Here is a 12989-nt window from a genome sequence, read left to right on the forward strand (position 1 = left end):
TCGGGCCGCTTCATTACGGGAACGATAAGAACCAGCGCTGCGCCAGCGCCTTGCCAATCAAGCCTCGGTGTACGTCGACCACTGCCTGCGGGCCCTGCGCCTTGGCGAGCAACGAGTAATAGCTTTGCTTGCGCTGTTCGCGGGTTTTCACGTGCGCGGCGGTGTAATCGGCCCCTGCGGTGTCTGCGGTGGGGTAGTGAAAATGCGCATACCACACCGGGTAGCCTTTGGGATCATTGATCGCGTACTCCTGGATGAAGTCCTGGCGCTCACCCTTCAATCGGGTCCGCCCGCCCAACTTGGCCACGTTGACCTGGCGCTGGTTGAGCAGGTATTCCAGATTGCCGTGGGTGGGCGGCAGTTCCAGGCTCAGTTGGTGCCGCAATGTCTGGCCCAAGGCACTCAAGCGTTCACCGGCCTTACGCATGTCGCTGGCCAGTGCCTGGTCAGCGGTGGTCCTGGCACTCTCGGGCTGAGCGGCGATGGCCTGGTCCAACTCGGTGGCGAGTTTGTCATAGCGAGCCGCTTCGTAATCCAGGACCTCCTGGACCTCCTGGGGGTGCCTGCTGCTTTTTTTGTAATGCTCGGCCCTGCGCAGATGATCATCCAGCATGGCCAGCAACTTGCGCGCTTCACCCTTGACCTGGCTCAGGCTGCGCGGTGGGACGGGCGCCTGGGGCGGCGTCTGCACCACATACTCGACCCATACATCGCCCTGCTGTGAATAGCTCTCGACCACTTGCCGGGTGTTCTCGTTGCGTACTTCGACCACTTCAACGTTGTGCACCCGCTGCACGTCGCCGATCAGCGTGCCCCTGCGCCGGGTCTTGATTACCCGTTTCGCCGATGTGGCCGCCGGGGCCTGAGCCGGCACAGGCCTGGGTGGCTGGCTGCTGGTGTGTGCAATCGGTCTGACCTCCCTGGACAGACGTTGTGTTACCTCGTCGTAGAGCCCGCGGACCAGGTTCAGCAACCGGCCGCTGAACGTCGCATCCAGGCCCTCGACGTCGACAATTTCCAACCCGAGCAACCCATCCAGCGCACGGCCGTAATGCTCCACCAGACTTTCCAACACACTCAGCCGATCACTGGACGACAGCACCAGGCCGTTGAGTTCGGCGTGGGTGCGTACCTGCTGCTGCAGCGGGCTGACAATGTTATCCATTGCCTTGAACAGCGGGTGTCCGAAATCCTTCACGCTCAGGTATTTCAAGGTGCGCAGCTGCAAGTCCTTGATGGACAGCGCGCTGATCTCGTTCACCCGATTGGCAGTCATCTCGTTGAATCGTTTGGCGCCGCTGGAGCCCATTGACTGCATGTGTTCAAGGTGTCGCGCCTGGCGTTCAAGCCAGCGGATACTGCGCTCGTTGATGTCTGCCAGCTGGGACGTGAACTGGCGATAGCGGTTGCGTTCAAGCACGACTGCCACATTGAAACCGGGACCTTCACGCCGGAACTGCGGGTGGGCGCGGTACAGGTCTTCTCTGTCGAGCTCGGCAATGGCCACATGTTTACGGGCATTGAGAACGGCGTCGTGCAACAGGTCCAGGGTTTTTGTCAGCGATAAGGGAACGTTTAAGGCTTCACGCTCCTTGAGGCTGTCCAGGATCTGCTGCTGGTGCAGGCTTTGTTTCTCAAGGGCGGCATCGTACTGCTGACGCGCCTCTGCCAGTGGCTTGCCGCTTAAACCGGTCTGCCGGGCTTCTGCCTTGTCGACCTCGGGCTGAGTTTGCAAGTAGGCCTGAAGGTCATCCTCCAATGCCTTGACGCGGTTGGCCTTGCGCTCGCGCTCGGCAGCAATGCGCTTTGGCGGCATGCCACCGCGCAGGCGCAGCCGGGAGTCCACTGACCAGATGCCCTGGCCGTCGTCGCGCAGGTAAGGGCCAGGCCGTTGGGCATCGGTGGGGTCGGTAATTCGCACGCTGCCATCGTCCTCCAGGTTGACGCGGAACAGGTCGCTGTCGACTTGCGCATGCCAACGGTTATCGATGAGGTACAAGCCCTTGCGGGGGCCATTCAAGACCGGCTGTGGCAGGTCACCCGGCATCGGTACCTTGAGTGACGCGAGGCTGGCGCGCTGGCTGGGCGTAAGGCGATAACGGGCCTGGGCGTAGCTGAAATCCACGGCGGTGTGCAAGCCTTGTGGCTGCACGCCGGGCAATGCAACGGTGCCTTGGCGAATCCGTGCAGGTGTGCGCGCCGGCCATGCTTGCGGGCGTCGCTGCGGCACGCGTGGCGCCACGGCTGGGCGCGGGGCAGTGGGGGCCAGCGGGGATTCCAGCAGCAGTGTTGCGACAGTGAGCAACAGGTCGATCGCGCCTTGCTCGCGAGACGTGGCGGATGAACTGTCGAGCAACTGAATGTCCTGGCTGAGGCTGCTGTACAGCGCCAACAACCATCCCACCATCATTGACGGGCCTGACAGAAGCGGTTGCAGCAAGCTGCCGAACAACAAACTGCCGCCCTCCATCAGCACCTGCCAGCGACTTTCACTGTTGGACGTGGACTCGCGCTCGGCCTGTTCAATCAAGGCCCGGCTGTGGTCGCTGAACAGGTAAGTCATCAGCCGCCCGGTGACCAGGCACTGGTGCAGTTCGTCGTTGGCGCCGTCGCTGGCGAATGTCGCCGGTGGCGGCGTGCGGCGCGGCGCGAACTCATCGCCCTGGCCAAAACGCAGATAATGGGGCTCCTGAAAACCGCCGTGGTCGTAAATCGGTCGGGCGGTATCGGATAGCCAGGTCAGGACACTGGTTTGCAATTCACCCGGTTGCGCAATGGCCTGGAACAGCGCCGCTCGGCTGGAGAACTCCTGCAATGCCTGGGCATACAAGGGCCGGTAAAGCAGATGCGGGCCGCGTTCACTGTCCTGGAACTCGATCAAGTACATGGCGCTGACCTTGTCGGCCTTTGCGCCGGGACTGCGCAAAAAGGACAGGTGACGGATCACCACCGGCTTGCCGTCGACCTTCTGTTCGGCACTGCTCCCTTGCATCAACGCCGCCACCATACGGGCGCCTTGTGGCGTGATGCCGGCTTCGCCCTTGAGGCTCAGTTCCAGCGCCAGCAAGCACAGTTGCATCGGCTGCTGAGCGGCGAACAGTGTTTCCCGCTCCCGCGCCTGGGGTGTGTCGCCAAACAGCGCTTGCTTGAGCAACTCGGGGTAGTGCTTGCCGATGTCGACGCGCTTGATCAATCCGTCGCCGCCAATCACCGTTTCGCGGGTCAACCAGGCCGGTAACGGTGAGCCCTGGCGATGGGCGATGGACAACTCGCCGCTGGGCAGGCCTGCCAGGTTCTTGAGCGCCAGTTCCGTCAGGCTCATGTGGACACGTTCGACAATACCCACGGTGCCAGGGTAGCCCGCGGCAACGGCGAACGTCAGTTGCAGGTCATCAGGGTGCAGGGCCACTTGCCCGGTGGTGTCACCGGCAGCGCTCGCCTCATGGTCAAGTGCTTGCTGCAGGGCATGCACGGTATAGGTGTGGATATCGTCGATGCCGGTGAGAAAAGAGCGCCCACCCGCCCGCTGTTTCGCGGTGGCCAGGGCCAGGCTGTATTGCCGGTATCGCTCGCGGTATCCGGGGGGCGCATCGCGCAAGGCATCCGGCAACCGAGCGCGCACGGCATCCAGGGTGCGGACGGCGCCGTCTTGCGCATCCAGGAAAAACTCGCCGGGGTCGGTGAGCCGCAGGTACAGCCCCTGCAGGGTTTCCTGGCGTTGTTCCAGGGGCAGTTTCAGAGCGGCCAGGCGTTCCATTTGCAGGTTAAACAGCGTCGTGGCCTGGTAATCAAAGATCGAGCCCTCGGGCTCGTAACGATTGCAGGTGATCGTCTCTGCCTCGTACTGGGCTGCGGCTCGCTCGCCCCAAGCAAGGGTGAAGGCATCCATGGACGAGAACGCCTCGACACGCCCGCCGGGGGAACACAGCAGCACCGGCGCCTTGCCGTTGATGGCACGCGTCAGTAGCAACTGCTCTGACAACACGCGCGTGGTTTGGCCTGCGTTATCCAGTTGTGTCTCCAGGCTGTAGGCGTATACCGCGTGCTCACCATATCGCGCGATCCGCTGTTCGCGGTCCGGGGTGCCAATGAGTTGGTCAAGGGTCTGCCGCACGTCCGCATCCAGGTCGGTCAGACGCAAGGCGCTGGCTTGCAGGGTGGTCATGAGCATGTCGCTGAGCCAACGCCAGCGGCTGCCGCCCGTGCCCGAGGGCTCATTCCAGTAATGGGCCAATGCGTCCTGTGCGGCAATGGGCAGTGTCGAACACAGATCCTGGATCAGCGATTGGACCACCGTCATCTCCAGCTTTTCGCGGGTCAGGCCCGGCAGTTTCAGACGTTTGGGCGGTACGTCCGAGAGGTAGTGATCGATACCGTACGCCTCACCGAGATCCAATGGCCCGATACCGGCGAGGTAATTGAAGATGACGTCCATCAATGGCTGAAACGTCCAGCCCTTAGTCGCTTGCGGGATTGCCAGGTGCGTAAGCGCCAGGTCAATGCTCAACGAGGGGTAGCGTTCGCGCAGGGCGTTGCCGAGCAGGGTCTGGACCAAGGGCATGAGGCTCGGGCGGGTGGCGAACTGGCGGCTGACGGCCTGGACGGTTAGGGGAGGAGACGATAACGGTTGCATAGGGATGAAAATCCTTTTCGTGCGGATGCGGGCTTCAATCGCAGTGGCCGGGGTGCTGGTCGTTGGGCCATGCGCCACGGATGTGGACCAAGAATGGCAAGTCGGCGCACGCGCTGGCGGTATCCGGATATCGTTGGGCAACGCGATGGGGGAAGGGCGTGAGGAATTGGCTTATCATCACGCTCTTTTCTTTGCGTGAACGATCCCGATGACTGCCGCTAGCCTCCTGACTGAACTTGCCAACACCGATATGCTCGAAGTCGATGGGTTGCACGCCTTTGATTTCACCCTCGACGATCAGGCGCTGGTGATCACCTGCATCGACGGACGCGCTGAAAAGCGCTGGTCTTTCAGCGTGGCGCAAGTACAGGCCGCGACCTTTGATGAAACGTTGCAAAGCTGGACCCTCACCGGTGACTCGGGCGAGCACCGTCTCGTGTGCATGAGTGCTTTCACCGGCAACAATAACGACGAGGAAGACGAGCATGATGATGCGTAAATTCTGGCCCCTGTTGATGGCGGGCAGTGTCGGTGCGATGTCGGTACAGGCCGCGCCGGCCGAGACCTATGAACTGTTGGTAGGCAGCTACACCGCCGGCAGCAGCGAAGGGATTTACCGCCTGCAATTCGACAGCCGCACAGGCCGGTTTCAGGGCCAGCCGGTGTTGGCGGCCAAGGCGGACAATCCGTCGTGGCTGACCCTTTCCAAGGACCAGACCCATCTGTTCGTGGTCAATGAAAATGGCCCAGGCCAGAAAGACCCGGTCGGCCGCGTGAGCAGCTATCGCATCGACCCGAAGAATCAGCAACTGACCCTGATCAACCAGGTGCAGAGCCTGGGTAATGAGCCGACTCACTCCAGCATTGCGGCCGATGGACGTTACTTGTTTGTCGCCAACTATTCCGTGAAGGAGGATCCGGGCGGCAGCCTGGCGGTGCTGCCGGTGGATGCCGAGGGCAAGCTGTCGGCACCGGTGCAGTTGAGCGGACACCCCGCCAGCCGGGTCAACCCCGAGCGTCAGGCTTCCAACCATGTGCACTCGGTGGTGTCGGCGCCGGATGGCAAGTACGTGTTCGTGCAGGACCTGGGGGCAGATAAAGTGTTTGCTTACCGCTATGACCCCAAGGCCAACCACGAGCAACCACTGACGCCGGCTTCCCCGGCCTCGGTGCAACTGCCTCCGGGCAGCGGGCCGCGTCACTTGCTGTTCAGCGCCGATGGCAAGCACGCCTGGCTGACGACCGAAATGAGCGCCCAGGTCGCGGTGTTTGACTACCACGACGGCACACTTACGCAGACCCAGTTGGTGGATTTCGCCGCCGGGCAACCGGTGTCGGACAAGGCCGGCGCAGCGTTGCACGCATCCAGCGACGGCAAATTCCTGTACCTGAGCAACCGCGGCACGGCCAATCAGCTGCTGGTGTTCAGCATCGACCCGGCGACTGGGCACCTCAAGGAGCTGCAGCGCCGTTCCGTAGAAGGCGACCATCCGCGCGAATTCAGCCTGGACCCGAGCGGCAGGTTCCTACTGTTCGCCAACCAGAAAAGCAATGAAATCGTGGTCGTCGAACGCGACCCCAAGACCGGCCTGCTGGGTAAAACCGTGCAGAAATTGCCGATCGATGCGCCCAGCGACCTCAAGTTCCTGGTGCGTCAATAAGCCACAGGCCCCGCAGTGCGGGGCCTGAGCCTTTGTATTAATTGCATTAATAGCGGCTAATGTTTCAAAGCATTTCTAAGGTTTAACCCTCGGGCGTAAGTTGGGTTCCAAGGCCTTCCCAGGCCACCCCACCAAACGAATACAAGGGCTACCGACATGAACTTCAATCTCTTCTCGATCATCGCCGCTTCCGCCGTCTCCGCCACCGTTGCCTTGCCTGCCGCCGCCAGCGTGGAAGTCAGCGGCAAACAGTCCGGCACCACCGCGTACACCCAGAAATACCTGCAACAAAGTGCCAACTTCTATGCGGCGCTGGATCACAAAACCCAGCACTGAGCGACAGGTGCGTGAGATCTGATGTGGTAGGGCTCAGGATTTGGCCATCACCGCGATAAACAACGGTGATTCCAGAAAGCGTTGCAGCCAGGCCTGAAGCCGGTGATACGGCGTCCCTGCAAACCATTCCCGATCCACATGGGCAAACTGGCGCACAAACGGCGCCAGTGCCACATCGGCAAGGCTCAGGTGATCGGCCAGCAAGTAATCTCGCTGCGCCAGCAATCCTTCCAGCTTTTGCAAGAACACCTCACCCTCGGCCCGATAATGTTCCATCGGCTGCTCGGGGTAGCGTTCGGGGTACTTGTATCGATTCAAGTGCTGTTTGAACCCCAGATCATTCTCGGCGATCAGTGCCAGCGTGGCCGGGTTGCCCTGTAGCAACCAATCGTCAGGATCGTGCTGCGCCAGGGCCCATTGCATGATCGCCAGGCTCTCGTCGATGACCACGCCATCCACCACCAGCACCGGCACCGTACCCTTGGGCGACAGCGCCAGCATCTCGGCCGGCTTGGCCTTGAGGCTCACCTCGACAATACGCATCGACACCCCCGAGTAGCGCAGCGCCAGACGAGCGCGCATGGCGTACGGGCAGCGCCGAAACGAATACAGCAACACTTCGCTCACTTGACCTCCAGCGTGCTCAAACCATTGCCCTGGCGCATGACCTGGATCTGCACCGGGATGCGCTCGTGCATTTCCTGTACGTGGGAAATCACCGCCACCTTGCGACCTTGGGCCTGCAAACCGTCCAGTGCATCCATCGCCAATTGCAATGACTCGGGGTCCAGGCTGCCGAAACCTTCGTCGATAAACAGCGACTCGATCTTCAATGTGCTCGACGCCATCGATGCCAGGCCCAGGGCCAATGCCAGCGACACCAGGAACGTCTCGCCGCCGGACAGCGAATGCACCGAGCGAAGTTCATCACCCATTTCCGTGTCCATCACCAGCAACCCCAACATGCTGCCGCCGCGCTTGAGGCGATAGCGGCGCACCAGTTGGCGCAATTGCACGTTGGCGTGATGCACCAGCAGGTCGAGGTTGTAAGCCTGGGCGAGCTTGCGGAATTTGTCGCCGCTGGCCGAGCCGATCAGCGATTCGAGACGTGCCCAACGCTGCCATTCCTCATAGGCGTTGGCGGTGGTCAGCGCCAGCGCCGCGTTGGCTTCTTGGCGCCGCTGGTCTTCGGACTGGCGCGCGCGTAATTCAGCGACCTGTTTTTCGCCCTCGGCCAATTGCTGGTTGAGGGCGGCGAGGGTGCTGTCCAGTTGTTCGGCGTCGAGGTTGCCGTTGTGCAGGGCCTGGTGCTCGGCAAGGCGTTGTTCGCGCTCCAGCAGCAATACCTTGGCTTGTTCGACGGCCTTTTCGCTGGCCTGCAGATGCTGGCGCAGGGCGTTGACCTGAGCGTCGTCGAAGGCCAGCAGGCGGGTGAGGCCAGTGTCGTCGAGTTCCGGGTGCTGGGCACGCCACTCAGCCAGGCGCGTATCAAGGGCCTGTTGCTCGGCATGCAACGCTTGCGCACGCTCCTGTTGAGCCTTGAGATCGGCCGCCAGTTGGATCAGTTCGTTGTGCAGGACCTGCAACTGTTGGTTGGCGTCGGTTTCGCTCTGGCGCGATTGCACCACGGCCTGTTCCAGTTGCTGCTGCCACTGTTCGGCGCTGGCGTGCACGCCCAGCAAGGTGCCGAGAGTTTCCTGGGCGGCCTGTTGTTGCGCTGCCAACTCGCTGACTTGTTGGTTCAATGTCTCGAGCTGCGCCAGACGATGTTGCTGATGGGTGTGCTCTTTCTCGATGGCCTGCTGGCGTTCCTGCTGCTCGACCAGCTCATCGCGTTGTTGGCCCAGTTGTTCAAGGCGCTGACTGACCTGCTGGTCGAGCAGCATAAAGGTCGCGGCCGGTTCGCTGCGCAAGCCTTCAAGGGTCTCGGCCGGCAACAGGCTGGCGAAGGCGTGTAGTTCTTCTTCAAGACGCTCGCGGTCGTTGGACAGTTCGCGCTGCTGATCCAGCATCAATTGGCGGGCCTGCTGGCTCGCATCCTGAGCGATTTGCAGTTGCTGCTGCAGGCGTCCGGCATTTTGTTGCAAGTTGAGCAGGGCGCTCTGGCGTTGCTCGTCCTGGGTGGTGCGTTCGGTCAGTTGGCTCAGTTGCTGGGTCAACCAACTGCTTCGCTTGGCCACGTCCTGGTTGAACAGCGAGGCGGACAATGGGTGCGCCTCAAGGCTGGGTGTGAGGCCCTGCTGCTGGTTTGCCAACTGCTCCTGCTGGTGCAGGAATTCCTTTTGCTGGGCGATCAAACCGCCCACTTCACCACGCAGTTCGTTGAGTTTTTCCTTGAGGGTATCGACGGTTTTCTGCGCGCTGGCCTCTTCGTTTTCATCATGGCGGCCGAGACTGTGCAGCAACGCTTCGGGCTGATGATACGGGTGCTCATGGCTGCCGCACACCGGGCACGGCTGGTCATCCTGCAACTGTGCGCGCAGTTCCTCGACGCTGGCACTGCGCGCCAGGCGCTGGCGTTCCAGCAGGTGTTTGGTCACCGTCAGGGTCTGTTCGGCCACGGCCAGTTCGGCCTTGGTTTGCAGGCCTTTCTGGTTCAACTGCTCCCGTTTCTGCGCGGCATCGGCGAGCTTTTGCGTGAGCGCAGCCGCTTGCTGGTCCAACTGCTGCTGGCTGTCCCACAGGCGTATCAGGTCTTCGAAGGCACGTTGTTGTTTGCGGTTGTCGTGCAACAGACTGGCCAGCAACTGCACCTGTTCGGCCACTGCGTGGGGTTCGGCGCCGGCTTCTTGATAGAGCAGGTCGAGGGCTTCGCGTTGCTGGGAAAATTTCTCTGCGGCCGTGGTGGCGCGCTGTTCCAGTTGAGGCAGTTCGGCCTGGCCTTTTTTCAGGCGGTTGCCGATCAGCATCAGCTGTTGCAGGCGGTCACGGTAGGCGTTCCAGGCATCGCTCAGAGGGGCGAGTGCGGCATTGCGCTCAAGCTCGGCCGACAAGCGTTGCAGCCGCTCGGCGACGTGGGTGTGTTTGTCTTGCAGGCCCTTGAGCAGGGCGTGGCCTTCGGTGCAGGCGTGTTCCTGCTGCTGTTTTTCCTCGGCGCGCTTGCTCAAGTCCCGAGTCAAGTGAGCCAGGGTGCTGTGTGCTTCAAAGGCCTGGCGCAATAGCGGGACAGCGTCTGCCTGGTTTTTCAAGGCCTGGGCCAGGGCCGTTTGCGCGTTCGATTGTTGCTGTTGGGCTTGTTGCTGACGGCTATGCAGGGCGTTTTGCTGCTCGATATGCTGCTGAATCTGCACGGCCAATGGCTGAAGCAACGTGTCGAGTTCACTCAAACGTGCGAAATGATGGCGTTGCGGTGCCAATTGCTCCAGGCGATTGAGGTCCTGGCGCTCTGAGCCCTGGTTAGCCCAATCTGTCTCTGCGCGTTGCAACTGCTCGGTGGCAGCGCGTTGGCGATCCTGCCACTCACGCAACTCCTTAAGCCAAGTGTGCTGCAACTCCAGTTGCTTGAGCTGGGCCTGCTGGGCCTTGAGGTGTTGCTGGGCGTCGGTCAGTTGCTGATCCAGTTCGGCGCGCGCTTCAGCGGCCAGGGGCACTACGCCGGTTGCCTGGTCCTGCAACTGTTTGTGCGCGTCCTTGGCCTCCTTGGCCTTGTCGAAGGCGCGACGGCCGAGTTGGGTGTACAACGCGGTATCGGTGAGCTTTTCCAGCAGTTCGCTGCGCTCGTTGTCGTTGGCCTTGAGAAACGCGCTGAACTCACTTTGCGCCAGCAGCACGGCGCGGGTGAACTGCTCGAAATTCAGGCCCAGGGCCAGTTCCAGCTGGGTCTTGTATTCGGTCTTCTGGCTGGCCAGCAGTTGGTCGCTGTCCAGGTCAATCAGGCTTTGACGGCTGTTTTGCAGTTTGCCACTGGCTTTGTCGCGGGCACGATTGGCTTCCCAGCGCGCGCGATAGCGACGGCCGCTGACACCGACAAAATCCACTTCGGCATAACCGCCGCCGGTGCCGCGACGGATCAGAGTGCGCGGGTCGCCGATGGAAATATCGCTGTAGGCATCCGGCATTTTCGCCTGGCCGGTATCGCCCAGCCGTGGCACGGCGCCGAATAGCGCCAGGCACAGCGCATCGAGCAGGGTACTTTTACCGGCGCCGGTAGGCCCGGTGATTGCGAACAAACCCGCGCTGGCCAGGGGCTCGGCGGTAAAGTCGATCTCGAATGGGCCGGCCAGGGAGGCGAGGTTCTTCAGGCGGATGGCGAGAATTTTCATGGCTGTTCCTCCTGCTGTTGCACTTCCTGGAGCAGCACGGCGAAGTCCTTCAAGGTCTGTTCATCCACGTCGCTGCCGTAGCTGTCCTGCCAGGCGCGGCTGAACAGCTCTTGCGGCGTGAGTTGGTCGAGTTCGATCAAGCGTTCTTCGTCAGTGGCATCGCTGCCGCGTTTGCCTGCGTATTCGGCGGCGATGCGCACCAGGCGCACGGCCTTGCCTTGCAGGGCGCTTTCGATTTGCTGGCGCAGGTCAGGCTGCGGCTCGTCAAGGCGCACACGTACTTCGAGCCAGGGGTGGCGCTGGGTTTCGGCGAGCAGGTCGACATCGGGCAAGTCCGCCAACGCTCTGAGGATGTCGGCCAGGGGCGCGGCCTCCAGCCGTTGCAGGTTGACCGAGCGCGGTATCAGGAGCGGTTCGACGCTGACCAGTCGTTCGCCCTGGAACGTCACGTCGAGAATCTGGTGTTTGTAGCCGATCTCGGAAAACGACAGCGGGATCGGCGAGCCACTGTAGCGAATGCGTTCTTCGCCGTTCACCTTTTGCGGCTTGTGCAAGTGGCCGAGGGCAACATAGCCGACACTTTTGTCGAACAGGTTGGCGGGCAGCGCCTCGGCATTGCCGATGATCAGGCTGCGCTCGGAGTCTTCCGACACTGAACCACCGGCCATATGGGCGTGGCTGATGGCAATCAGCGCCTGGCCTCTTTTGCGTTTGGCGTTGGCGGCGGCGATCAACCATTCATGTACCTGGCCGATACCGCGCAGGTAGTCGTCACCCAGGTGCGCGCCGGTCACTTCCGCCGGGCGCAAGAAGGGCAATGCCAGGCACCACGCGGCGATCTTGCCTTTGGCATCCGGCAGTGGAATCAGCAGGCGTTCGGCGTCCAATTGGCCGTCATCGAGCCACAGCACGCGCCCGAGAGCATGGGCGCGCAAACGGCGCATCAACGGTGCAGGCAACTCGATGCGCGAACCGGAATCGTGGTTGCCGGCGATCATCACAATGGTCAGCTTGGGGTTTTGCTCGTGGGCGCTGATGATGAAGTCATACAGCCGCTCCTGTGCCTTGAGCGGCGGGTTGACCGTGTCGAAGATATCGCCGGCGATCAGCAGCACATCGGGATGTTGGGCGCCGATCTGGCGCAGCAGCCATTCCAGGAAACAAGCGTGTTCGTAGTCGCGTTCCTGGCCGTGGAGGTTTTGGCCAAGGTGCCAGTCGGAGGTGTGGAACAAACGCAAGGCGAACTCCGTGAAAAAAATAGAAAAGTGAATGGCCGCCGTATACAGAGAATGGCGGTGAAAAGGAGGGGAGTTTACCTTACAGAGCAGTGAACCTACTCAGCCAACGACGCAACTTTGTCGACTGAGTGAGGTGTCTGGCGGGGGGGGGGCAGCTTGCTGGCTGGCTTACGCCGGAGTGAAGGGGGAAAACGGCAAACTTTCATTCAGGACATCCTTGCCTGTTCGCGTTCCTACAATGTATTGCGCGGGAATCGCCGTCAGGAAGGTGGCCTCTCGGGTATGTACCGGATGACAAAGCGCGATAATCGTTGCCGTCTCATAGGTGTTGCCGTTGTGAATGATGCAGTATTTGCGGGTGGTTCCGACGTTCGACAACGGTATCTGTCGTTCTCGATCGCCCTTGTTGGTCAGTTCCCACGCCATGAGCTCACGGTCGGGGATTGAAATCTTGTAGAAATAGCTTTTCGCGAATGCGCCCTCCTGCGTTTGAGCGGTGGCCACCAGCCCGCCAGGGGTTTGTTCGCGCCACGTCATGCCCACGTCATGGCATGAAAGGCGCATGTTTCCTTTCATGAATTGTTGAGCGAGATATAGACGTGCCTGGTTGCCGTTCATGGTTGGGATAGGCGGTTTTGCGGTGAACCCTTGTTTACGAATCACGCTGTCCGCTGGGTTGCGGTCGTCACCTCGGTAAAAGTCCATCCAATAAATCCTCTGATTTCAAGCGCACGGCAGGTATTGCCGACCGCTGCAGAAGTTTGACTGGCGGGGAGGTATTTGCTGAATCGGACTAATCTGCTGGTTCAGAAAGCGTCAACTCCCGTGTAGGAAATTGACTGGCGTGTGGGCTCTCAAT

General features: G+C 61.3%; 8 protein-coding genes. 3 read left to right on the forward strand and 5 right to left on the reverse strand.

All coding sequences use genetic code 11. The annotated features are described in order from the left end of the window. Nucleotides 1–13: 13 nt before the first annotated feature. Nucleotides 14–4633 carry a hypothetical protein gene (locus ACVWXD_RS08260; RefSeq protein ID WP_457370852.1) on the reverse strand — a complete coding sequence of 1540 codons (4620 nt, stop codon included), beginning with the start codon at nt 4631–4633 and terminating at the stop codon, nt 14–16. Nucleotides 4634–4841: 208 nt separating this feature from the next. Between ACVWXD_RS08260 and ACVWXD_RS08265 the strand changes: the two genes are divergently transcribed. The 3 genes from ACVWXD_RS08265 (at nt 4842) to ACVWXD_RS08275 (ending at nt 6630) form a co-directional block, all read left to right on the forward strand. Next, nucleotides 4842–5132, forward strand: a complete 291-nt coding sequence (locus tag ACVWXD_RS08265; protein ID WP_032887223.1) for a DUF5629 family protein — start codon at nt 4842–4844, stop codon at nt 5130–5132. After that, nucleotides 5119–6294, forward strand: a complete 1176-nt coding sequence (locus tag ACVWXD_RS08270; protein ID WP_032887222.1) for a lactonase family protein — start codon at nt 5119–5121, stop codon at nt 6292–6294. The genes ACVWXD_RS08265 and ACVWXD_RS08270 overlap by 14 nt, the downstream gene beginning before the upstream one ends. A gap of 156 nt (nt 6295–6450) precedes the next feature. After that, the gene (locus ACVWXD_RS08275) at nt 6451–6630 is read left to right on the forward strand and encodes a hypothetical protein (RefSeq protein WP_032887221.1); all 180 of its coding nucleotides are present in this window, start codon (nt 6451–6453) and stop codon (nt 6628–6630) included. Between the two features lie 33 nt (nt 6631–6663). Here the strand turns inward: ACVWXD_RS08275 and ACVWXD_RS08280 are convergent, their stop codons facing one another. The 4 genes from ACVWXD_RS08280 to ACVWXD_RS08295 all read right to left on the reverse strand — a co-directional run bounded on the left by ACVWXD_RS08280 (nt 6664) and on the right by ACVWXD_RS08295 (nt 12835). Continuing rightward, on the reverse strand, nt 6664–7257 hold the full coding sequence (locus ACVWXD_RS08280; protein ID WP_032887219.1) for a glutathione S-transferase: 594 nt from the start codon (nt 7255–7257) through the stop codon (nt 6664–6666). Continuing rightward, entirely contained in the window at nt 7254–10892 is a 3639-nt protein-coding gene (locus tag ACVWXD_RS08285) for an AAA family ATPase (RefSeq protein WP_457370853.1), read from the reverse strand. The genes ACVWXD_RS08280 and ACVWXD_RS08285 overlap by 4 nt, the downstream gene beginning before the upstream one ends. Continuing rightward, nucleotides 10889–12130, reverse strand: coding sequence for an exonuclease SbcCD subunit D C-terminal domain-containing protein (locus ACVWXD_RS08290; RefSeq protein WP_181643319.1), 1242 nt, complete (start codon nt 12128–12130; stop codon nt 10889–10891). The genes ACVWXD_RS08285 and ACVWXD_RS08290 overlap by 4 nt, the downstream gene beginning before the upstream one ends. A 168-nt stretch (nt 12131–12298) precedes the next feature. Next, nucleotides 12299–12835, reverse strand: coding sequence for a hypothetical protein (locus ACVWXD_RS08295; RefSeq protein WP_032887214.1), 537 nt, complete (start codon nt 12833–12835; stop codon nt 12299–12301). Nucleotides 12836–12989: the final 154 nt, after the last annotated feature.

Source organism: Pseudomonas sp. TE3911 (genome assembly GCF_054062775.1).

Coding starts and splice junctions, on each gene's coding strand:
- ACVWXD_RS08260 (WP_457370852.1), bottom strand. CDS start 4,633: ATGCAACCGTTATCGTCTCCTCCCCTAACCGTCCAGGCCGTCAGCCGC.
- ACVWXD_RS08285 (WP_457370853.1), bottom strand. CDS start 10,892: ATGAAAATTCTCGCCATCCGCCTGAAGAACCTCGCCTCCCTGGCCGGC.
- ACVWXD_RS08275 (WP_032887221.1), top strand. CDS start 6,451: ATGAACTTCAATCTCTTCTCGATCATCGCCGCTTCCGCCGTCTCCGCC.
- ACVWXD_RS08270 (WP_032887222.1), top strand. CDS start 5,119: ATGATGATGCGTAAATTCTGGCCCCTGTTGATGGCGGGCAGTGTCGGT.
- ACVWXD_RS08295 (WP_032887214.1), bottom strand. CDS start 12,835: ATGGACTTTTACCGAGGTGACGACCGCAACCCAGCGGACAGCGTGATT.
- ACVWXD_RS08265 (WP_032887223.1), top strand. CDS start 4,842: ATGACTGCCGCTAGCCTCCTGACTGAACTTGCCAACACCGATATGCTC.